We start from the raw sequence: 21410 nt of genomic DNA on the forward strand, positions 1-21410 counted from the left end.
TCCTGGTTCATGCGATCGATGCTGTGCGCGCGCGGTCCTCGGAGCGCGACGGCGCCGCGCGAGGCGGGCGCGGCGCCGTGTCACCCGGTCTGCCACGAGCGATGGATCCATGAGCGAGCCGCGGTCGAGCCTTCCTCCTGCAACCCTCCTTCTCGACGAGCCTCCTGAAGACAAGCGACGGGTCAACGGCCACACCGCGGCGGCGCACCCGGGCCAGACGCCCCTGAGCCGCGCCTTCGAGCGGGCGCTCGGCGCGGCGCCCGGCGCGCTCCCGTCGGCGCTGCCGGACGCGCTGTGGGGCAAGGCGCTGATCGGCCCGGCGCGCGACTTCTTGCAGCGCCCCGGCAAGGACTTCCGCGCCCGGCTCGTGGCGCTCTGCTGGGCGCTCGGCGGCGGCGACCCGGGCAAGCTCCCCGACGAGCTGCCGCTCCTCGTGGAGATCCTCCACGCCGGCTCGCTGATCGTCGACGATGTCCAGGACGACTCGGCGGCGCGTCGCGGCGCGCCGGCGCTCCATCGCGTCTGCGGGGTGCCGCTCGCCATCAACACCGGCAACTGGATGTATTTCTGGGCGTTCGACCTGCTCGGCCGCGCCCCCCTCGGCGCCGCGACCCGGCTCGCGCTGTATCGCCGCCTCGGCCGCACCCTCATGCGGTGCCACGAGGGGCAGGCGCTCGACCTCACGGTGCGCGTCGCGGACCTCGATCAGCCGCTCGTGCCCGGGGTGGTGGCGAGCATCACCCGGCTCAAGACCGGCAGCCTGATGGGCTTCTGCGGCTACGTCGGCGCCCGCGCGGCGCGCGCGGGGGCGCTGCTCGTGCGGCGCGTCGCGCGGTGCTGCCGCGACGTCGGCGTGGGGCTGCAGATGCTCGACGATCTCGGCGGCATCACCTCCAGGGCGCGCGCCGACAAGGGGCTCGAGGACCTGCGCCACCGCCGCTCCACGTGGCCGTGGGCGTGGCTCGCCGAGGTGGCCGATCCGCGGACGTTCTCCGAGGCGCAGCGGCGGCTCCGCGTCGCCGAGGGCGAGCGCGACCTCCGCGCCGTCGCCGAGCTGCTCCGCGAGCGGGTCGAGGCGACCGGGCGGATCCGCGTCGCGCGCCACCTCGGCGGCGCCCTGGCCGCGCTCCGGGCCGCGGTCGGGGGCGCGCCGCCGGTGGTCGAGCTCGAGCGCGAGATCGAGCTGCTCAAGCAGAGCTACGGCTGACGCGGCCCGCGGCCGGCTCGGCGCGGCGTGGCGCGGCCCGGCGCGGCCCGGCGCAGCCCGGCGCGGCCCGGCGCGGCTCGTCCGATCGATGTGGCCCGCCCGCACATCGGCGCTGGCTCGACCTTTGGCTCGACCTTTGAAGAGGTCTCCGGCCCAGCGCGGAGGATCATGGAGCTTTCGGGCACGAGCTGGATCGGGCACCCCGGCGAGGGCGGGAGCCGCGGCGGGCGCATCGCCGGGTGGCTCCGCGGCGCGCGTGGGCGCGATCTGCACGGGCGCGCCGGGATCGCGCGGGTGCGCGCGGAGGTCGCCGGCCTCTTCGGGGATCCTGCGCGGGCCGCGCGCATCGAGCGGGATCTCGCCGCGATCTCCGGCGTCGTGTCGTCGCGGGCGAGCGCGCGGACCGGGCGGGTGCTCGTGCGGCTCCGGGAGGACGCGGCGGAGGCGGCCGCCGCCGTGCTCGGCGCGCACGCCGTGCCGGGCGCCCCGCCGCCGCCCTCCGCGCGCCGCGCCGCGCGCGTCATGGCCGAGGGCGCGGGCGCGCTCGTCCGCGCGGCGCGCGGTCGAACGGCCCGCGCGCTCGCCCGCGACGGCGCGGCGGGCGAGGACGATCCCCGCGCGCGGCGAGCGCCGGACGGGGTCCACGACGCCCACGCCGAGGACGCGCGCGATGTCGCCCGCGCCCTCGGCGTCGACCCGCGCGCCGGGCTCGGCGCCGCCGAGGCGCAGCGCCGCCTCCGCGACCTCGGCCCGAACGAGCTCGCGGGCGTCGCGACCCGCTCGTCGCTCGACATCCTCGCACAGCAGATTTTTACAGTGCCTACCGCGCTGCTCCTCGGCGCGGCGGGCCTGTCGCTCGCGCTCGGCGACGTGATCGACGCGGGCGCCGTCCTCCTCGTCGTCGGCGCGAACGCCGCGGTCGGCACCTACACCGAGTCCCGGGCCGAGGAGCTCCTGCACGCGTGGGGCGACCTCCGGGTCGGGTGGGCGCGCGTCGTGCGCGACGGCCGCGAGCAGCGGCTCGCCGCCTCGGAGGTCGTGCCGGGCGACGTGCTCGCGCTGCGCGCCGGCGAGCCGGTCGCGGCGGACGCGCGCGTGGTCACCGCGCGCGACCTCGCCGCCGACGAGAGCACGCTGACCGGCGAGAGCGAGCCCGCCGAGAAGAGCGTCGCGCGGGTCGACGCGGCCGCGCCGCTCGCCGATCGCCGCAGCATGGTCTACGCGGGCACCACGGTCGCCTCGGGCGAGGGGGCTGCGGTCGTCGTCGCGACGGGCCGGCGGACCGCGCTCGGCGACATCCAGCGCGCGCTCTCCCGCGAGGGCGAGCGCGCCCCGCCGATCGAGCAGGAGCTCGCCTGGATCGGCCGGCGCCTCGCGGCCTTCGCGCTCGCGAGCTCGTCGGCGGTGGTGGTGGTCGGCCTCGCGCGGCGGCGGCCGATCCGCGCGCTCGCGCGCAGCGCCGTCGCCCTCGGCGTCGCGGCCATCCCCGAGGGGCTCCCGGCCGTGGGCACCACCGCGCTCGCGCTCGCGAGCCGCCGCCTGCTCGGCCGCGGCATCGTGATCCGCCGCCTCGCCGCGGCCGAGACGCTGGGCGCGGTGACCGTCGTCTGCGCCGACAAGACCGGCACGCTCACCGAGAACCGGATGCGGGTCGACGAGATCTTCCTCCCCGGCGAGGGCGTCCTGCGCGTCGTGCGCGGCGGCCGCGCGCGCGCCGACGCCGCCCGCGCCGACGGCGGCGTCGCGCCCCGGCGCGAGATCGCGCTGCTCGCCGAGGACGGGCGCGAGGTCGACGTCGGCGCCGCGCCCGTGCACGCGCTCGCGCGCATCGCCGCGCTCAACGCCGACGTCGAGCTGAGCGAGGTGGGCAAGGTCGTCCAGGGCAGCGGCACCGAGCGCGCCCTCGTCGAGTTCGCGCTCGCGGTCGGCTACCCCGTGTCCGCGCGGCGCCTCGCGGCGCGGCGCGTGAGCGAGGAGCGCCGCTCGGCGGAGCGCGCGTTCATGGTGACGGTGCACGAGCACCCCGAGCTCGGGCACATCGAGCTCGTGAAGGGCGCGCCCGAGCAGGTGGTCGCGCGCTGCGACGCGCTCGGCGCGGCGCGGGGCGAGGCGCTCCGGCGCAACGAGGCGATGGCCTCGCGCGGCCTGCGCGTGCTCGCCCTCGCGTGGCGGCAGAACGGCCGCCCCGACAACGACGCCCCGCTCGCGCTCGCGGGCCTCGTCGGCCTCCGCGACCCGCCGCGCCCCGGCGCGCGGGAGGCGCTCGCGGCGCTCTCCGGCGCGGGCATCCGCGCGCTGATGCTCACGGGCGACCAGGAGCGGACCGCGCGCGCGATCGGCGCCCAGCTCGGCATCCCGGCGGACGCCGTGCACAGCCGGGTCACGCCCGAGGCCAAGCTCGAGATCGTGCGGGCGCTCCAGCGGCGCGGCGAGATCGTCGCGATGACCGGCGACGGCGTGAACGACGGGCCCGCGCTCAAGGCGGCCGACGTCGGCGTGGCCATGGGCAAGCGCGGCACCGACATCGCCCGGGCCGTGGCCGACGTGGTCCTCGCCGAGGACGACCTGCCGAGCCTCACCGAGGCGGTCGGCGAGGGCCGGCGGCTGCACGACAACGTCCGCCGCGCGATCGCGTACTTCGTCGCGACGAACGCGAGCGAGGTCCTCGCGATGCTGGCCGGCGCCCTGACCGGCGCCTCGCCGCTCACGCCGCTGCAGCTCCTCTGGATCAACCTGCTCACCGACGTGGCGCCCGCGCTCGCGCTCGCGCTGGAGCCGGCCGAGCCGGGCGTGATGCGGCGCCCCCCGCGCGACCCCCGGGCCCGGCTGTTCGGTCCGCGCGACGTCCGCGCGCTGGGCGCGGACGCGGCGCTGATGTCCGGCGCCTCGCTCGCGGCGTACGCGCTCGGCGGCCGCGCCGCCGCGGGCACGCGGGCGTTCACCGCGCTCGTGACCGCGCAGCTCCTCCACATCCTCGCCTGCCGCGCCGGCGCTTCGGATGGCGCGGATGGCGCGGATGGCGCGGATGGCGCGGTCGCCGCGGATGGCGCGCCGGGGCCCGCCCCCCGTCGGGGCAACCCGCACGTCGCCCGCGCGCTCGCCGCGACCGCCGCGCTCCAGGCGCTCGCGCTCGGCTCCCGCTCTCTCGGCGGCCTGCTCGGGGCGACGCGCCTCGGCGCCGGGGAGCTCGCGCTCGCCGTGGCCGCGGGGGCGCTCCCCTCGCTGCTGCGCGGCCGGCTCGGGCTCTTCCCGGACGCCGGCCGAGACATCGTGATCGTCGTCGACGCCGCGCGCGCGGGGCGCGCGGATCAGGGCGCGCGCTGCGTGTGCGCGGCGCGCGAGGGAGGCACCGCATGATGAGGTTCCATCCGCCGTCATTCGCCCTGGGGGTCGGCAGCGCCGTGCTCCTGATGGGCAAGAAGCAGCACCTCCGGCCCGTGATCGTCGAGGTCGCGGCGCTCGGGGTCCACCTCGGCAAGCTCGGCCTCGCCCTGGTCGAGCGCCAGCGGGAGCACGCCGAGGATCTCTGGGCCGAGGTCGCGGAGCGCGCGCGGCACCGGGCCGCGGGCGCGGCGCGCCGCGAGCGTGCCCCGCGCAAGAGCAACGGCGCCTCGGCGCTCCACGGCGAGCCGTCGTCATGAGGGCGCCGGTGCTCGTCGCCCACGCTCTGGAGCGGCGCGTCCGCCTGCGCGCGCCCGCGCTGGCCGGCCATCGCGGCGCGTGCGCGCGCGTCGCGGCGCTGCTCGCGGCCGATCCCGGCTGCGAGGTCGTGACGGCCCGCCCGGCCACGGGCTCGGTGATCGTCGAGCGCTTCGAGGGCGGGCTCGATCCGGAGCGGCTCCGCGGCCGGCTCGCCGAGCTGGTGAGCGACGCGCGGGACGACGACGGCCGCCTGCTCGCCCCGCCCCGGCCCGACGCCCACCCCGGCCCGACGCGCGTCGCCCGCGCGCTCGCGCATGCGTTTGCCGGCATCAACGCGGACGTGCGCGAGGCGCTGGACTACCGCGCGGATCTCGGGACGCTCTTGCCGGTCGTGTTCGCGACGGCCGGGCTCGCCGAGGTCGGCGTGACGCGCCGGCTGCCTGCGCCGGCGTGGTTCAACCTGCTCTGGTGGTCGCTCCGGTGGTTCATGACGTTCAACCCGGGGGCCGTGTCGGAGGAGCTGCGCCACGCTGCCGGCGGCGCGCCGGGCGCCGAGGACGGCGAGCGCGGCGAGCGCGGCGAGGCGTGCCCGCCCGGCGGCGATCTGTAGCTGCGCGTCGCCCCCGCGGCGGCGCGCGCCGGCCGCGGTCGGCGCCCGGGGGGCGCGGCGGAGGGGGCTAGCCCGCGGCCGGACGGAGCGCGCCAACCAGGTTGATGCCGCCCATCACGAGGAGCAGGGCGCCGGCGAGCCCCTGAGTCCAGCGCGGGTTCAGGCGCGAGTTGACCACCCCGGCCAGCGCGACCGCGATGGGCGTGCTCAGCACCAGGGCGGGTCGCATAGCTCGGCCAGGAACACCGTCCGGAAGGTGGCCAGAAGGCCTCTCGGATCGATGACCTGGAAAAGCATGCTCCGCGGCGGAATGCTCCTCGGAGTCGGGCCAATCCGGAGCCCAGCCCTCTGATCGGCGAGGGCGACTCAACGCGTCCGGGGAGGGGGACTACGGGGCCGCCTGACGACACACGGGGAGAAAAGGACGGAGAGAGAGCGTTCCGCCGGAGAGGACATGATTCTCGGCGCGCACCTCGCCTATGGACATCTCCTCGTGGCCGGGGCGTGCCGGCGCGTTTTCATGTTCGTGTCGCGCCCGTTGACCTCGACATACGCCCTGATCCCTCGCGATGGCTCTGGATAGAGATTGAACCTGGTGGCCGGCGCGCGTACCTTGTGTTCCGGATTGTGAGCCCCGGAAGCAGAGGGGAACCCGTTGATGGCGCGATTGCAATTTTCTGCGTGGCTCGGGCTGACCGTTGCGTTGGTCGCCGTATCGCCCGGCTGCAGCTGCGGTTCGGAGGGCGCGCGGGTGCCGGTGGGCGTCGGGGGATCCGGCGGCGCTGGCGGCGACGGGGCGGGCGGCTCTCCTGAGGTGGCTGCGCAGGGCGGGGGCGGAGAGGGCGGGGTGTCCGAGGTCGCGGACCGGGGTCGTGCCGCGAGCGATGTGGTCAGCGCGGGCCAGGTCGTGAGGAGTCCCAGCTATCGCATGGTCTTCACGCTCGGTCAGCCGACTCAGAATCAGGGAAAGACGACCTCACCGAGCTACCGCATGCAGGGCGGTCTGGTGGGGGCGAACGGGAGCTTGCCATGAACGGGATGGGACCGCGTCTCCTCGCGGTGGGTGTTCTTCTCGCCGCGTCGCTCGGCCTCGTGCGCGGCGCGGCCGCCGCGGTGCCAACGCAGATCACGCATCAGGGGCGGCTCTTCGGGGCCAACGGCGATCCGGTCGACAACGCGCTTCCGGTGACGTTCACCGTCTACGCCTCCGCGGACGCCGAGGAGGGTGAGGAGCCTCTCTGGAGCGAGTCGATCGCGATCACGTTCGACGACGGCTACTTCTCCACGGTGCTCGAGTTCAGCGAGGAGCAGGCCGCGAAGGTCTTCGACGGCTCGGTTCGCTACCTCGGCATCACGGTCGGTAACGATCCCGAGATGGAGCCTCGCACGCCGATCGGCAGCGTTCCTTATGCGATGGTCGCGAACAACGCCATCGGCGAGATCACGCCGAAGCGGGTGAAGATCGGCGACAAGGTCGTCATCGACGAGAACGGCAACTGGGTGGGCAGCCCGAGCGGCATCGCCGGGCCGGAGGGGCGTCAGGGGCCGCCGGGGGCCGATGGGCCGCCAGGCCCGCCCGGCGAGCGGGGTCCCGAGGGACCGCAGGGGGTTCCTGGGCCCGAGGGGCCCCAGGGGCTGCCGGGGCCGCCTGGCGTGGCGGGCCCGCCTGGCGAGCGGGGTCCTGAGGGGCCCGAGGGGCCCGAGGGGCCGCCGGGGGCCACCGGGCCCGAGGGACCGCCTGGCCCTCCGGGGCCGGTCGGGCCGTCGGGCGTCGTGGCGACCCTCGCGCTGGCGGGCAACGTCGCCTCGCACTTCACGGCGAACAGCGCCGTCTACAGCTGGGTCGGTCCTCCGGCATCGGTGACCATCCGGGAGGGGAGCCAGCGGGTGACCGGCTCGGCTTCCGCTCCGCTCGGGCTGGGGCCGACCGATCCTGCCCAGATCGCCATGGTGGGCCTGTGCTATCAGCAGGTCGGGGGCGTCACGGCCGAGCTCGTGAATTTCTTCGGGGCCGGCTTCGCGCATCACCCGTTCTCGTCGACGCGCGCCACCTACTCCGTGTCTGCCACGACGGTGCTGGGCGAGGGAACGTGGAACATCGGCATGTGCCTTCGCAATGACGGCAGCAACCGGATCTACGGCTCCGGCATGGGCTCCGGCTCGATCGTGAACGGCTGGTTCATCGTCACGAAGGACGATTGACGGCGCCGACCGCCGCAGCGGGCTGACGGCGCCGGTCGCGACCTGGGCGCGCCCGCCGCCCTGGCGCCGCGGAGCGACACCGGCGCTGGCTTCGTTGTTCGTGGAGGCGCCCGCGCGCCCCTGTCGAGGGCGCGCGGGCTCGTGCGTCAGCGCAGCGCCACCGGGCTCCGCGCGATGTACTCGTCGTAGGCGAGGGTGCGCAGATCCTCGATGCGCTTCGCGCGCATCGCCCCAATGACGGCGCGCGCGAGCTGCAGGTCCGTGATCAGCGGGATGTTGGCGTCGACCGCGCGCCGGCGGATCAGGTAGCCGTCGGGCCGGCCGAGCTGGTCGTACTCGCGGGGGATGTTGATCACGAGATCGACCTTCCCCTGCTCGATCGCGCTCATCGCCGTCTCCCCCTCATCGGGCTGCTTCGCGAGGGTGGTGCACGCGAGCCCGAGCGCCCGCAGCGCCTCGGCCGTGCCGGGCGTCGCGAAGATGGGGAGCTTGAGGTGCTCGGCGATGATGCGCGCCTCGTCGGCGAACCAGTACTTGTCCTCGAGCGGGCCGAGCGACAGCAGCACGCCCTTCTTCGGGAACCGGAAGCCGGTCGCGAGCAGCGCGTGGAGCAGCGCCTCGTGCATGTCGTCCCCGAAGCAGCCGACCTCGCCGGTGCTCGCCATCTCCACGCCGAGCATCGGATCGGCCCCGACGAGGCGCGAGAACGAGAACATCGGCGCCTTCACGGCCACGTAATCGAGGTCGAGCCCGCGGTTCTCGACCGGCTGCGACACGCCCAGCATCCTGCGCATCGCCTCCCGGACGAAGTTGTTCCCCGTGACCTTGGACACGAACGGGAAGCTCCGGGACGCGCGCAGGTTGCACTCGATCACCTTCACCGTGTTGTGCTTGGCCAGGAACTGCATGTTGAACGGCCCGGTGATCGAGAGCGACCGCGCCACCTGCTGGGCGATCTGCTTGATCCTGCGGATCGTCGCGATGTAGAGCGACTGCGGGGGCAGGACGAGCGTCGCGTCGCCGCTGTGGACGCCGGCGTTCTCGACGTGCTCGCTGATCGCCCAGAGGATGATCTCCCCGCGGTCGGCGACTGCGTCGATCTCCACCTCGCGGGCGTGGGTCTCGAACTTCGAGACGACCACGGGGTAGACGGGGGAGACGGCCTTGGCCCGGGCGAGGATGCGATCGAGCTCGTTGGGCTCGTGCGCCACGCTCATGGCCGCGCCGCTCAGCACGTAGCTCGGCCGCACGAGCACGGGGAAGCCCCCGAGCCTGTTCACGATCTCGCCCGCCTCGGCCGCGTCGGTGACGTGGGCCCAGCGCGGCTGATCGATCTCGAGCCGGTCGAGGAGATCGCTGAACTTCTTCCGGTCCTCGGCGGCGTCGATGCTCCCCGCGCTCGTGCCGAGGATGCGGGCCCCCGCCTGGTGCAGCCGGAGCGCCAGGTTGTTCGGGACCTGGCCGCCCATGCTGACCACGATGCCGTAGGGCTGCTCCCGCTCGTAGATGTCGAGCACCGTCTCGAAGCTGATCTCGTCGAACACCAGCTTGTCGCACGTGTCGTAGTCGGTGCTGACCGTCTCCGGGTTGTAGTTCAGCATCATGGTCTCGTAGCCGAGCTCCGAGGCCGCGCGGATCGCGTTGACGCAGCACCAGTCGAACTCGACGCTCGATCCGATGCGGTAAGCGCCCGAGCCGAGCACCATGATCTTCTTGCGCCACGACGGCGCCACGTCCGTGGCCGACGCGTGGTAGCTCGAATAGAGGTAGTTCGTCTCGGCGGGGAACTCGGCCGCGAGCGTGTCGATCTGGGCGAGGTGCGGCACGACGCCGTGCCGCTTCCTGAGCTCGCGGATGGAGCCGCGCGCCGCGCCGGTCAGCGTGCCGATCATCCGGTCGCTGAAGCCGAGCTGCTTGGCCTCCCGCAGCGTCGCCTCGTCGATCGCGGGCTCCTGCACCGGCGCGGCCCTGTCGACCTGCGCCGGGACGGCGACCTTGAGCGCCTTCAGGTCCCGCTGCATCCGCACGATCGGCTCGATCTGGTTCAGGAACCACCGATCGATCTTGGTGAGATCGTGGATCGCGTCGACCGACATGCCCTCCTGCAGCGCGCGGGCGACGGCGAAGATCCGGAGCGGGGTCGCGTTCTTCAGCGCGTCGGGGAGGTCCTCGAAGGTGAACGCGTCCGGGTCGAGCCCCTTCACCCCGATGTCGAGCATCCGGAGCGCCTTCTGGATGACCTCGGGGAAGGTCCTGCCGATGGCCATGACCTCGCCGACGCTCTTCATCTCGCTGCCGATCCGCATCGAGGCGCCGCGGAACTTGCCGAGGTCCCAGCGCGGCACCTTGCAGACGAGGTAGTCGAGCGCCGGCTCGAAGAACGCGGTCGTCCTGCGGGTGATCGCGTTGGCGATCTCCGGCATCGTGTAGCCGACGGCGATCTTCGCGGCGACGTACGCGAGCGGGTAGCCGGTCGCCTTGCTGGCCAGGGCGCTCGACCGGGACAGGCGCGCGTTCACCTCGATGACCCGGTAGTCGGTGCTGTGCGGGTTGAGCGCATACTGGATGTTGCACTCGCCGACGATGCCGAGGTGGCGGATCGTCTTCAGCGCCACGGAGCGGAGGAGCTGGTACTCCTCGTCGTTCAGCGTCTGCGACGGGGCGACGACGATCGACTCCCCGGTATGGATCCCCATCGGATCGAGGTTCTCCATGTTGCAGACGGTGATGCAGTTGTCGCGCCCGTCGCGGACGACCTCGTATTCGATCTCCTTCCAGCCGCGGAGGCACTCCTCGACGAGCACCTGGGGCACGCCGCCGGCGAAGCCGCGCCGCACGGCGTCGTCGAGGTCGCGCTCGCTCTCGACGATGCCGCTGCCCTTGCCGCCGAGCGCGTAACCGCCGCGCAGCATCACCGGGAAGCCGATCTCGCGCGCCGCGGCCATGGCCTCGGCCGGGGTGCGGCACGCGCGGCTCCGGGCCGTCTTCACGCCGATCTCGTCGAGGCGGTCGATGAAGAGGCGCCGGTCCTCGGTGTCGCGGATCGCCTTGATCGGCGTCCCGAGCACCCGCACTCCGTACTTGTCGAGGATCCCGGCGTCGTGGAGCTCGAGCCCGCAGTTGAGCGCCGTCTGGCCGCCGAAGGAGAGGGCGATCGCGTCGACCTCCTCCTTCACGATGATCCGCTCGACGAACTCCGGCGTGACCGCGCTGAGGTGGATGCGATCGGCGAGCCCCTCGCTCGTCTGGATCGTGGCGATGTTGGGGTTCACGAGGACGGTGGCGATCCCCTCTTCCTTGAGGGCCTTGATCGCCTGCGACCCCGAGTAGTCGAACTCGCCGGCCTGACCGATCTGGAGCGCGCCGGAGCCGAGCACGAGGACGCGCCGGGGTTTCTTGGGGAGATAGGCGCCGTACATGGCTCAGCTCCTTCCTGCGGTGGGGGTGGCGCGGGGTTCCGCGGTGGCGGTCCCTGCGGTCTTGAATCGCGAATCGGCCGACCCCTTCATCGCGCCGCAGAGGCGCAGGAAGTCGTCGAAGAGGTACCCGGCGTCCTCGGGCCCGGGCGTCGCCTCGGGGTGGAACTGGACGCTGAAGAAGGGGCGCAGCCGAGAGCGGATGCCCTCGTTGGTGCCGTCGTTGATGTTGATGAACCACGGCTCCCACTCGGGGGGGAGCGACTCGTGCTTCACCGCGTACCCGTGGTTCTGGCTCGTGACGTAACAGCGGCGGCTCAGGAGGTCCTGCACCGGCTGGTTCACGCCGCGGTGGCCGTACGGCAGCTTGTAGGTGTCGCCGCCGGCCGCGAGCGCCAGGATCTGGTTGCCGAGGCAGATGCCGAAGATCGGCTTGGTGTACGTGCCGAGCAGGCCGCGCACCGCGGCGACGAGCTGGCCGAGGTCCTTGGGGTCGCCGGGACCGTTGCCGATGAGGACGCCGTCGGCGGCCTCGGCGAGCTCGGCGATGGGCGCGTGGAAGGGCGCGCGGATGACGGTGACCCCGCGCTGGAGGAGCGAGCGGACGATGTTGTCCTTCGCGCCCGCGTCGATCAGCAGCACCTTCAGGGGGCCGCCCTCGTAGGTGATCGGCTCGCGGGGCGACACGAGGCGGAACACCTCCTCGCGCATGTCCACCGCCTCGGCCGAGCGCTTCACCCGCTCCAGGTCCATCTCGGCCGGGAACAGCCAGCCCTTCATGGTGCCGGCCTCGCGGAGCCGCCGCGTGAGCGTCCGCGTGTCGATCCCCGTGATCGCCGGGATCCCCTCGCTGGCGAGCCAGGCGCCGAGGGAGCGGACCGCGGCGTGGTGGCTGTAGCGCTCGACGTAGCTCTGCACGACGAGCCCTTGCACCTGGATCCGGTCGGCCTCGTAGGGCCCGTCGACGCTGCCTGCCTGCCGCGGCGCGGGCACGCCGTAGTTGCCCACGAGCGGGTACGTGATCGCGAGGATCTGGCCTCTGTAAGAGGGGTCCGTGAGCGTCTCGACGTACCCCGTCATGCCGGTGTTGAAGACGACCTCGCCGCTCACCGCGCGCGGGGCGCCGAAGCACCGGCCCGTCATGGTCGTGCCGTCTTCGAGTACGAGCTTCATCCGATTCGCATCCATCCTCATTGACCGCCTCGGCCGCCGCGGCGCGGACCGTTACGCAGGGGAGGCCTCGGGCGCGTGCCGCGCCGTGGGCCCGTGGGTGAGCAGGTCCGCGCGCGCGCCGCGCGGCGGGCCGGCATCATGCTCGAGGCTGGGCGTTCAAGCACCCCTGGATGCCGGACCCGCTCGCTCCGGCATTCCGTCGAGGTGGGCATGGCGCCCGCCGTCCCGTTCTTCCACATGCCGGGGACGCCCATTTGCCGTCCCCTCGCTCCACGTCAACCAGGAATTATCGCCTGAGCTTTCCCGGCCGTTTCCGCAGTGATTTTCACGAGCTCGTCGGCCCGCGCGGCGCCGCCTAGGCGACCTGCGCGCGCTCGAGGTACGCCCGCTCGAGGACGAGCACGTCCATCTTCGTCCGGAGGAAGCAGTCCAGCGCTTCCTTTGGGGTGCAAACGATCGGCTCGCTCGCGTTGAACGACGTGTTCAGGAGGACGGGCGTGCCGGTCAGCCGGCCGAACTCGTGGAGGAGCGCGTGGTAGCGCGGGTTCTCCTGGGCGGTGACCGTCTGGAGCCGGCCGGTGCCGTCGACGTGGGTCACGGCGGGGATCTCGGCGCGGCGCTCGGGCTTGATCCTGGAGACCTTGACCATGAACGGGTCGGGCGAGGTCTGCTCGAAGTAGTCGCCCACGCGCTCGAGGGGGAGCGCCGGCGCGAACGGGCGGAACATCTCGCGGCGCTTGATCCGCTCGTTCATGATGTCCTTGGTGTCCTGCCGCCGCGGGTCGCAGAGGATGCTGCGGTTGCCGAGCGCGCGCGGGCCGAACTCCATCCGCCCCTGAAACCAGCCGACCACCTTGCCGTCGCCGAGCGCCCTGGCGACGCGGGGGATCAGGTCCTCGTCGGGGAGGGTCTCGAACGCGACCTGCTCCTGCCGGAGCAGCTCCTCGATCGCCTCCTGCGAGAAGGCAGGGCCGAAGTAGCTGTGCGTCTGCTGGAAGCGGCGCGGGTTGTCGAGCGTGTGGTGGTAGACGTAGAGCGCCGCGCCGAACGAGGTGCCGGCGTCGCCGGCCGCGGGCTGGATGAAGACGTCGTCGAACAGCCCCTTCGGCCGGATCTTCCCGGCGGCCACGCAGTTGTAGGCGCAGCCGCCCGCGAGCGCGAGCCGCGGCGAGCCGGTGAGGTGCTTCGCCGTCGCGAGCAGCTCGAAGTAGACCTCCTCGAACACCGCCTGCGTCGACGCGGCGACCGCCTTGAAGCGGTCCTCCATCCGGCTCTTCGGGCTGCGGGCGGGTCCGAGCAGGTCGACCAGGCGCTCGGAGTGGATGGCGCCGTAGCGGGGCTCGCCCTCCCACGTCATCGCGATGCCCTTCGTGTGGTGCTGGAAGTACTCGAGCCCGAGCTCGAAGGCCCCCTCCTTGACGCGCACCACCTGCCGGAGCTTGTCGAGCAGCTCGGGCTGGCCGTGGGCCGACAGCCCCATGACCTTGTACTCGTCGCCGAACTTGGGGAACCCGAGGTACTGCGTCAGCGCCGAGTAGAACAGCCCGAGCGAGTGCGGGAAGCCGACGTGCCGGAGGATCTCCAGCTTGTTGCCGCGGCCGCGCGCCCACATCGTGCTGACGAAGTCGCCGAAGGCGTCGATCGACACGACCGCCGCGTCGTCGAAGCCCGAGGGGAAGAACGCGGACGCGAGGTGCGCGCGGTGGTGCTCGACGCTGTGCGACGCGGCGCGGATGCGCTTCGGGTCGATGCCGAGCGCGGCGCCGAGGTGCACCTTCGGATCGCTCGCGCTGAAGGACCCCTTGAGGATCCCGGCGGGGGAGCGCCGCGTCAGCGCGTAGAGGAGCTTGTCGCCGAGGTGCGCCCTCGTGTCGCGGCCGATCGCGATGTGGTCGATGTCCTCGACGCGCGCGCCCGCGGCGCTGAGGCAGTACTCGACAGCGAGCCGCGGGAACCCCGCGCAGTGCTTGATCCTGCTGAACCGCTCCTCCTCCGCCGCCGCGACGAGCTGCCCGTCGACGAGGAGCGCGGCCGACGCATCACCGTGGTAGGCGTTGATCCCGAGGATGAGCATGCGAAGGCCATCTTCTGGTGCCCGCGCGCGAGGGTCAAGGCGAGCCATCTCGCGCGCGCCGCGCGGTCATCTGCCGTCCCGCATGACGCGCTGACACGAGATCAAAGCTGCGTTCGTGAGATAAAAACGCGCGCTGCTCTGCAAGGCGACGATGCAGCGCGGGGCGTGCGAACGCGCGTGCGCGTGTGAACGCGCGTGCGCGCGGTCAGATCTCGGCGAGGCGGATGGCCTGGAGGCGGTCGCCGTCGTCGATGCGATCCTGGTCGGCCGGCACGATGATCAGCGCGTCGGCCTCGGCGAAGCTCGTGACCGCGCCGGACGCCTGGTTCGCGGAGATGCGCGCGACGAGCTCGCCGCCGGAGATCTCGAGGCGGGCGCGGAGGAACTCGGCGCGCCCTGTCTGACGCCGCAGCGCGCTGGCCGCGCGGACGACCACGCGCGGCGGCAGCGGCGCCGCGTCGTCCTGGAGGGCGCGGAGCAGCGGCACGCCGAAGAGGACGAACGTGAGCGAGGCGGAGGCCGGGTTGCCCGGCAAGCCGAGCACGTGCACCGCGCCGCCCCGCGAGAGCTCGGCGCGGCCCACCGCGAGCGGCTTGCCCGGCTTGATCGCGACGCGCCAGAAGTCGAGCGTCACGCCCGCGGCCTCGAGGGCAGGCCGGACCACATCGTGGTCGCCGACGCTCACGCCCCCGACGGTCACCACGAGATCCGACCCGCGCAGCGCCGTCGACACCGCCTCCGCGGCGCGCGCCGCGTCGTCCGGGACGAAGGGCGCGATGCGGACCGCCGCGCCCGCAGCGCGCGCGGTCGCGGCCACGAAGTAGCTGTTCGACTCCGCGACCGTTCCGGCGGGGCCGGGCGAGCCGGGGGCGCGCAGCTCGTCACCGGAGCAGAGCACCGTGACCACGGGCCGGCGCGCGACGAGCACGCTCGGGCGATCGAGCGCGGCCGCGAGCGCGACCTTCCCCGGCGTGAGGCGCGCGCCGCGGCGCAGCGCGACGGCGCCCTGCGCGAGGTCCGCGCCCCTGCGCCGCACCCAGGCGCCCGCGCGCGGCGCCTCCCTCACGGTGATCTCGTCGCCGCTCCGCGCGACGTCCTCCTGCGGCACGATCGCGTCCGAGCCGGGCGGCAGCCGCGCGCCGGTGAAGATCCGGCACGCCGTGCCCGGGTCGAGCGCCGGCAGCGGCCGCCCGGCCGCGCTCTCGCCGCGCACGGGGAGCGTGAAGGGCCCGCTGCCCGCGAGATCGGCCGACGCCACGGCGTAGCCGTCCATCGCGCTGTAATCGAACGCGGGCATCGCGTCGGCGGCGGCGATGTCCTCGGCGAGCACGCGCCCGGCCGCGTCGTCGAGCGACACCCGCTCGGGGCCGACCGGAACCGCGGTCGCGAGCAGCCGCGCGAGCGCCTCTTCGAAGGGGATCATCCGCGTTGCTCCCTTTCCTGCGCGTGCCGGTGGTGGTGACCGCCCTTGCCGGACGCGAGCGCGACCGCGTGCGCGAGGACGGGGCCGATGAGCTGTGTCACCGCGAGCTCCACCGCCTTCGGGCTGCCCGGCAGCGCGATCACGACGAGCCCGCGCACGACGCCCGCGGCCGCGCGAGACAGGATGGCGTTCGGCCCGATGGCGTCCCAGCTCAGGCGTCGGAACGCCTCGCCGAAGCCGTCGAGCGTCTTGTCGAAGAGCGGCGCCAGCGCCTCGAAGGTCCTGTCGCGCGGCGCGATCCCCGTGCCGCCGGTGGTGACGATCGCGTCGGCCGATCCTGCGCTCGCGATCTGCTCGATCGCCGCGCGCAGGAGCTCGGGCTCCTCGCGCAGGACGGCGTGGGACGTCACGGCGAAGCCGGCGCTCGTCAGGAGCGCGCCGAGGAGCTTTCCTCCCTCGTCGTCCTCGAGGGTCCGGGTATCACTGAGCGTCAGCGTCGCGACGCGCACGGTGGAGCGGCTCATGCGGCGAGATCTACGCCGCTCGCCGGCCGTTGGCGAACACTTGATGACGTCGGCCCGACCGCCGGGCCTGGCCTGTCCGCGCGCAGCGTCCGCGCGGGCGCGCGCGGCCTTGTGCTCGCCGGCGCAGGCCGCGGTCGCGCGTCAGCGGCGCGCCGCGAACCGGGGATCGGCGCGGCTGCCCTCGACGGTGGATGGCTTTCGCGGCGCCGCTGCGCTAGGGGAGCGGCGTGTCCGGCCCCCTGATCCCTTACATCCAGCTCCCCGAGATCCCGCTCTCGTTCCTGGAGCACATCCCGATCGTGGGCCAGTACATCGATCCGGCCAAGCCGCCCTCGATCAAGCCGTTCGGCACGCTGGTGGCGCTCGGCGTTTACATCGGCGCCGTGGTCGCGACGCGGCACGCGCGCGAGCGGCGGCTGGACGAGAAGAAGATGAGCGAGTTCATCTTCTGGGTCGTGGCGGCCGGCTTCATCGGCGGGCACGTCTTCGATGCGATCTTCTATCACCCGCATCGGGTCGCGCGCGATCCGCTCTACCTCTTCGCGCTCTGGGACGGCCTGTCGAGCTTCGGCGGCTTCACCGGCGCCCTGATCGGCGCTGCCTCGTGGCGCTTCTATCGCCGCGAGAAGATCCTGCCGTACTGCGAGGTCGTGAACAGCGCCTTCCCGCTCGCGTGGGTGTTCGGGCGCGCCGGCTGCGCGTCGGTCCACGATCACCCGGGCCGCCTCTCCGACGCGTGGTTCGCGGTCCGATATCCGCTCGGGAACGGATACGTCGGCCGGTTCGATCTCGGCCTCTACGAGTGCTTGCTCACGATCCCCCTCGCGATCGCGTTCGCGGTGCTCTGGCGCAGGAACCCCCATCGCCCGCTCGGGTTCTACACCGGCGTGATGTGCACCGCGTACGCGCCGGTGCGGTTCGGCCTCGACTTCCTGCGCGAGCGCGAGGGCACGGTGCTCGGCGGCGATCCGCGCTACGGCGGCCTCACCCCGGCGCAGTGGGCCTGCTTCGGGCTGCTCGCGGTGGGCCTGTATTTCCTGCGGATGGCGGCGCGCGGCGAGGCGTCGAGCGCCGGGGCAGGGCCGCTCAGCGGCGGTCCGCGCGTCGCGGATGACGACGCGGACGACACGGACGACGCGGACGACGCGGACGACGGGGCCGAGGAGCCGCGTGCTCCTCGCGCCCGGGCCGGACGGTAGCCCGCCCCTGCCGGGTTTTCCGGGGTCGGGGCGCCGTCGTCCCGCGGTCGTGTCGGGTAGTTCGACATCAGGTAATGACCTGATGCGCCGGTCGCCGCTGGGCCGCTCCGTCCTTGCCTTCCAGCCGGGGTTTTCGCGCTGTTTGCCCGTGGTTTCGCGCCGCCCGCCTGCGACGGAGGCGACGGGGGCGGCATGCGCTGAGTCCCCCTGAGACCCCCGCCCGCGGACCCGCACCTCGGGGTGCGGGGGTCGGGAGCGCTCCGTCAGGGCCTGCATTTGGCTCGCTCGCCCGCGGCGGGTCCCTTGACGCGCCTGGGGCACTAGATATCGTGGGGTGGAGTTTGCACCAGAGGGTCGGCCCGCCGACCTTCGCTCGATTGAGCTCGGTTGCCCCTTCCGCCGAAGGACGGGTCGAACGAGGCGCGCTCGCGAAAGGCTCCGCATCATCGACATCGATCACGGAGCGAGTGGACCAAAAAAGAGGGAACGCAGGGGCCAACCCCAGGTTTTTCTACAATGGCTGAAGATTCGCGTAAGTTGTTCGTGGCGGGCTTGCCCGACTCCATCACCGAAGACGTTTTGCGGCAACTCTTCGAGGCCACCGGCGGCAACGTCGTCGAGGTCAGTCTTCCGAAAGATCGCGCGACAGGTCGTCCGCGCGGGTTCGGCTTCGTCACGCTCTCGACGACCGGCGAAGCCAACGCCGCGCGCGAGTCGCTTGACGGTTCATTTCAGGGCGGCAAGTCGATCTCGGTCCGGCCCTTCCAGGCCGAGCCGCCGCGACGCGAAGGTCGCCCCATGGGCCCCGGCGGCGGTCCGGGCGGCGCTCCGGGCGGCGGCCCGGGCGGCGGTATGGGCGGCGGCCCTGCCGCAGCGCCGGATCGCACCCTCTACGTCGGCAACCTGCCCTACGACGCGAGCGTCGAGGAGGTCGAGGGCCTCATCGGCTCGACGGGCGCCGGGCCGGTGGTGCGGGTCCACCTCCCGATGGACCCTGACGGTCGCAAGCGCGGCTTCGGCTTCGTGACGATGGCCAGCGCAGAGGCGGCGCGCGCCGCGATCGATGCGCTGCGCGGCGTCGACGTGCGCGGCCGTCGGCTGGTCGTCAACCTCGCTCATCCGAAGGGCGAGCGTCCGGCGCGCGAGGAGCGCCCGGGCGGCTTCGGCGGCGGCGGCGGCTTCGGCGGTGGTGGCGGCGGCTTCGGCGGTGGTGGCGGCGGCGGCTTCGGCGGTGGTGGCGGCGGCGGCTTCGGCGGTGGTGGTGGCGGCGCGCCCCCGCCCCCTGCGCGCAAGACCTTCGACGATCGCCGGCGGCGCGGCGCTCACGACGGCGATGGCCCTCCCGGGGGCGGTGGTGGCGCCGGCGGCGGTGGCCGTCGCAGCAACAACAAGAACTGGGATCGCGGCCGCGACGACTGGGACGACGAATGAGCTCTCCCGGTTGACAACTGCACCGTTTCCCGTAGGGTAGGCGCCCTCCAGACGGGCGGTCGGGCGTCGCTGACCCCGCTCACGTCCTCTGGTACCCCGCCGGGTGCGGTGCCAGCGCTTTCCGTGCTGCCCCGCCTGGGTTCAACCAGGGCCGTCTGTGGAAACAGGCCGGCCCTGTCCGCGGAGACCTCCGATGCGCGACATCATCAAGCTCACGTGCGGCACCTGCGGCCGCGCGAACTACCACACGACGAAGAACAAGCGGACGATGACGGACAAGTTCGTCATCAAGAAGTTCTGCCCGACCGAGCGCAAGCACACCGAGCACAAAGAGGGCAAGATCTCGAAGGGCTAGGCCACGTTGCGCCGCTGGCTGCTGCCGCCGAGGCCCGCGCGTGTGGGCCTCGGGTCAGGCGTCTGCGCACCTCGCGGTGCTCGGCTTAACCTTGTTCATCTCTAGGACGCAGCGATGATCTTCGACTGGCTCTACGGCCTGTTCTCGAACGATCTCGCGATCGATCTCGGCACCGCCACCACGCTCATCTACGTGAAGGGCAAGGGGATCGTGTCGTGCGAGCCCTCCGTGGTCGCCGTGCAGCGCGATGCTCGCGGCGGCAAGAAGGTGCTCGCCGTCGGCCGCGAGGCGAAGGAGATGCTCGGGCGCACCCCCGGCAACATCCAGGCGGTGAGGCCGCTGCGCGACGGCGTCATCGCCGACTTCGAGATCACCGAGGCGATGCTCCGGTACTTCATCGCGCGCGCGCACAACCGCCGCACGCTCGTCAAGCCGCGCATCATCATCTGCGTCCCGTTCGGCATCACCGAGGTCGAGAAGCGGGCCGTGAAGGAGAGCGCCGAGGGCGCCGGGGCCCGCGAGGTCTACCTGATCGAGGAGCCCATGGCGGCGGCGATCGGCGCCGGGCTGCCGATCACCGAGCCGAGCGGCAACATGGTCGTCGACATCGGCGGCGGCACGACCGAGGTCGCCGTGATCTCCCTCGCCGGCATCGTCTACTCGCAGAGCGTGCGCGTCGGCGGCGACAAGATGGACGAGTCGATCATTGCCTACATGAAGCGCAAGTACAACATGGCCATCGGCGAGCAGACCGCGGAGCGCATCAAGATCACGATCGGCAACGCGTACCCGCTCGAGCAGCAGCTCACGATGGAGGTCAAGGGGCGCGACATGGTCGCGGGCATCCCCAAGACGGTCGTGGTCAACTCCGACGAGATCCGCGACTCGCTGAGCGAGCCGACGAACGCGATCGTGGACGCCGTGCTCATCGCCCTGGAGCGCACGCCGCCGGAGCTCGCGGCCGACATCGTCGACAAGGGCATCGTGCTCACCGGCGGCGGCTCGCTCCTCAAGAACCTCGACGTGCTCCTCCGCGAGGAGACGGGGCTGCCCGTCATGGTGTGCGACGACCCGATCAGCGCCGTGGTGCTCGGCAGCGGCAAGGCGCTCGATCACCTCGAGCTCCTGAAAGAGGTCACGATCAGCTGATCGTCCGTCTCGTCCCCCGCCCGTGAGCTTGCCGGCGGGGCTCTCTTGGGGCGCGCGGCGCGCGCCTCCTCGGCGTGGGCGCCGCGCGCGGCGTCGACAGGGGTGGCCTCGCGGGGCGCCTCGTACTACCTGGGTCCGGGAGCCACGGTGAACCTCAAACGCTACCGCGACTTCGTGATCGTGCTGCTGGCGCTCGCGGTGCCGTTCTGGTTCCTGCGCGCCAGCATGCGCGACCCGAAGCAGAACACGGGGGCCGACCGGATCATCATCGGCATCGCCGCGCCGATCCAGTACGCGGCCGCGACGCTGGCGCGCGGCATCTCGAACCTCTGGGGCGATTACATCTACCTGGTCGACGTCAAGGAGGACAACGCCAGGCAGGCCTCCCAGATCGCGCGCATGCGCGAGCGCGTCCGCAAGCTCGAGGCGCTCGAGGAGGAGAACCGTCGCCTGCGCAGGCTGCTCGACCTGCGCCAGAGCCTCCGCACGGACGTCGTCAGCGCGCAGGTCGTCGGCAAGAGCACCAACGATTTCTTCCGCGTGGTGCGGGTCACGCTCGATCGCGAGGCGCGGGACATCGGCTCCAACCTGCCGGTCCTCTCCGCGGACGGCGTGGTCGGCACGACGCTGAAGAGCGCCGGCGATACGGTCGACGTGCGGCTCGTCGTCGACGGCGGCAGCGGCGTCGATGTGGTCGTCGAGCGCACCGGCGCGCGCGGCTTCGTGCGCGGCACCGGCGACGAGACCAAGTACTCGTGCAGCGTGGAGTACGTGCAGCGCACCGACGAGATCGAGGTCGGCGACCTCCTCGTGACGAGCGGCGTCGGCCGGCGCTTCCCGAAGGGGATCCCGGTCGGGACCGTGACGCAGGTCGTCCGCCGCGACTTCGGCATCTACCAGCAGGTGTACGTCGCGCCGGCGGTCGATTTCTCCCGCCTGGAGGAGGTGCTCATCGTGACGACGACGCCGCCGGAGGAGACGCCGCCGCAGGCGCAGCGCAGGTGA

16 protein-coding genes are annotated in these 21410 nt (G+C 73.0%); 10 read left to right on the forward strand and 6 right to left on the reverse strand.

The annotated features are described in order from the left end of the window. The first annotated feature begins 109 nt into the window (after positions 1–109). The 4 genes from WME96_RS11805 (at position 110) to WME96_RS11820 (ending at position 5459) form a co-directional block, all read left to right on the forward strand. Positions 110–1207: a polyprenyl synthetase family protein gene (locus tag WME96_RS11805; RefSeq protein WP_437290252.1), complete on the forward strand. Its 1098-nt coding sequence runs from the start codon at positions 110–112 to the stop codon at positions 1205–1207. Positions 1208–1375: 168 nt separating this feature from the next. Continuing rightward, complete coding sequence (locus WME96_RS11810) at positions 1376–4564, forward strand: cation-translocating P-type ATPase (RefSeq protein WP_437290253.1); 3189 nt, start codon at positions 1376–1378, stop codon at positions 4562–4564. Then, positions 4561–4848 (forward strand): hypothetical protein, encoded by a 288-nt coding sequence (locus WME96_RS11815; protein ID WP_437290254.1) that lies wholly within the window; start codon positions 4561–4563, stop codon positions 4846–4848. Before WME96_RS11810 ends, WME96_RS11815 begins: the two co-directional genes overlap by 4 nt. Continuing rightward, positions 4845–5459 carry an HMA2 domain-containing protein gene (locus WME96_RS11820; RefSeq protein WP_437290255.1) on the forward strand — a complete coding sequence of 205 codons (615 nt, stop codon included), beginning with the start codon at positions 4845–4847 and terminating at the stop codon, positions 5457–5459. The genes WME96_RS11815 and WME96_RS11820 overlap by 4 nt, the downstream gene beginning before the upstream one ends. Positions 5460–5526: 67 nt before the next feature. Here the strand turns inward: WME96_RS11820 and WME96_RS11825 are convergent, their stop codons facing one another. Further along, on the reverse strand, positions 5527–5688 hold the full coding sequence (locus tag WME96_RS11825; RefSeq protein WP_437290256.1) for a hypothetical protein: 162 nt from the start codon (positions 5686–5688) through the stop codon (positions 5527–5529). Between the two features lie 800 nt (positions 5689–6488). On the opposite strand from WME96_RS11825, the gene WME96_RS11830 reads away from it, so the two are divergent. Further along, the gene (locus tag WME96_RS11830; protein WP_437290257.1) at positions 6489–7661 is read left to right on the forward strand and encodes a collagen-like protein; all 1173 of its coding nucleotides are present in this window, start codon (positions 6489–6491) and stop codon (positions 7659–7661) included. 146 nt (positions 7662–7807) lie between these two features. On the opposite strand, the gene carB is transcribed toward WME96_RS11830, so the two are convergent. From carB to WME96_RS11855, 5 genes are all read right to left on the reverse strand, one after another. After that, positions 7808–11080 carry a carbamoyl-phosphate synthase (glutamine-hydrolyzing) large subunit gene (carB, locus tag WME96_RS11835; RefSeq protein WP_437290258.1) on the reverse strand — a complete coding sequence of 1091 codons (3273 nt, stop codon included), beginning with the start codon at positions 11078–11080 and terminating at the stop codon, positions 7808–7810. Between the two features lie 3 nt (positions 11081–11083). Next, complete coding sequence (carA, locus tag WME96_RS11840; RefSeq protein ID WP_437290259.1) at positions 11084–12250, reverse strand: glutamine-hydrolyzing carbamoyl-phosphate synthase small subunit; 1167 nt, start codon at positions 12248–12250, stop codon at positions 11084–11086. A 355-nt stretch (positions 12251–12605) separates the two neighbouring features. Then, positions 12606–14324, reverse strand: coding sequence for a carbamoyltransferase family protein (locus WME96_RS11845; RefSeq protein WP_437290260.1), 1719 nt, complete (start codon positions 14322–14324; stop codon positions 12606–12608). A gap of 205 nt (positions 14325–14529) precedes the next feature. After that, positions 14530–15747: a molybdopterin molybdotransferase MoeA gene (locus WME96_RS11850; RefSeq protein ID WP_437290261.1), complete on the reverse strand. Its 1218-nt coding sequence runs from the start codon at positions 15745–15747 to the stop codon at positions 14530–14532. Then, complete coding sequence (locus tag WME96_RS11855; protein WP_437290262.1) at positions 15744–16271, reverse strand: MogA/MoaB family molybdenum cofactor biosynthesis protein; 528 nt, start codon at positions 16269–16271, stop codon at positions 15744–15746. The genes WME96_RS11850 and WME96_RS11855 overlap by 4 nt, the downstream gene beginning before the upstream one ends. Before the next feature lie 227 nt (positions 16272–16498). Here WME96_RS11855 and WME96_RS11860 point away from each other — a divergent pair, with 227 nt between their 5' ends. From WME96_RS11860 to mreC, 5 genes are all read left to right on the forward strand, one after another. After that, positions 16499–17470, forward strand: a complete 972-nt coding sequence (locus WME96_RS11860; protein ID WP_437290263.1) for a prolipoprotein diacylglyceryl transferase — start codon at positions 16499–16501, stop codon at positions 17468–17470. Between the two features lie 387 nt (positions 17471–17857). Then, positions 17858–18901 (forward strand): RNA recognition motif domain-containing protein, encoded by a 1044-nt coding sequence (locus tag WME96_RS11865; RefSeq protein WP_437290264.1) that lies wholly within the window; start codon positions 17858–17860, stop codon positions 18899–18901. A gap of 193 nt (positions 18902–19094) precedes the next feature. Beyond that, complete coding sequence (gene rpmG / locus WME96_RS11870) at positions 19095–19256, forward strand: 50S ribosomal protein L33 (RefSeq protein WP_061616520.1); 162 nt, start codon at positions 19095–19097, stop codon at positions 19254–19256. Between the two features lie 114 nt (positions 19257–19370). Continuing rightward, positions 19371–20405: a rod shape-determining protein gene (locus WME96_RS11875; RefSeq protein ID WP_437290265.1), complete on the forward strand. Its 1035-nt coding sequence runs from the start codon at positions 19371–19373 to the stop codon at positions 20403–20405. A gap of 147 nt (positions 20406–20552) precedes the next feature. Next, positions 20553–21410, forward strand: coding sequence for a rod shape-determining protein MreC (mreC, locus tag WME96_RS11880; protein ID WP_433935565.1), 858 nt, complete (start codon positions 20553–20555; stop codon positions 21408–21410).

Source organism: Sorangium sp. So ce406 (assembly GCF_051474675.1).
Taxonomy (GTDB): Bacteria; Myxococcota_A; Polyangia; order Polyangiales; family Polyangiaceae; genus Sorangium; species Sorangium cellulosum_G.

Bases quoted from the DNA above. Each gene is read 5' to 3' on its own strand.
- WME96_RS11805 (WP_437290252.1), top strand. From the start codon at position 110: ATGAGCGAGCCGCGGTCGAGCCTTCCTCCTGCAACCCTCCTTCTCGAC.
- WME96_RS11810 (WP_437290253.1), top strand. From the start codon at position 1,376: ATGGAGCTTTCGGGCACGAGCTGGATCGGGCACCCCGGCGAGGGCGGG.
- WME96_RS11815 (WP_437290254.1), top strand. From the start codon at position 4,561: ATGATGAGGTTCCATCCGCCGTCATTCGCCCTGGGGGTCGGCAGCGCC.
- WME96_RS11820 (WP_437290255.1), top strand. From the start codon at position 4,845: ATGAGGGCGCCGGTGCTCGTCGCCCACGCTCTGGAGCGGCGCGTCCGC.
- WME96_RS11825 (WP_437290256.1), bottom strand. From the start codon at position 5,688: ATGCGACCCGCCCTGGTGCTGAGCACGCCCATCGCGGTCGCGCTGGCC.
- WME96_RS11830 (WP_437290257.1), top strand. From the start codon at position 6,489: ATGAACGGGATGGGACCGCGTCTCCTCGCGGTGGGTGTTCTTCTCGCC.
- carB (WP_437290258.1), bottom strand. From the start codon at position 11,080: ATGTACGGCGCCTATCTCCCCAAGAAACCCCGGCGCGTCCTCGTGCTC.
- carA (WP_437290259.1), bottom strand. From the start codon at position 12,250: ATGAAGCTCGTACTCGAAGACGGCACGACCATGACGGGCCGGTGCTTC.
- WME96_RS11845 (WP_437290260.1), bottom strand. From the start codon at position 14,324: ATGCTCATCCTCGGGATCAACGCCTACCACGGTGATGCGTCGGCCGCG.
- WME96_RS11850 (WP_437290261.1), bottom strand. From the start codon at position 15,747: ATGATCCCCTTCGAAGAGGCGCTCGCGCGGCTGCTCGCGACCGCGGTT.
- WME96_RS11855 (WP_437290262.1), bottom strand. From the start codon at position 16,271: ATGAGCCGCTCCACCGTGCGCGTCGCGACGCTGACGCTCAGTGATACC.
- rpmG (WP_061616520.1), top strand. From the start codon at position 19,095: ATGCGCGACATCATCAAGCTCACGTGCGGCACCTGCGGCCGCGCGAAC.
- WME96_RS11875 (WP_437290265.1), top strand. From the start codon at position 19,371: ATGATCTTCGACTGGCTCTACGGCCTGTTCTCGAACGATCTCGCGATC.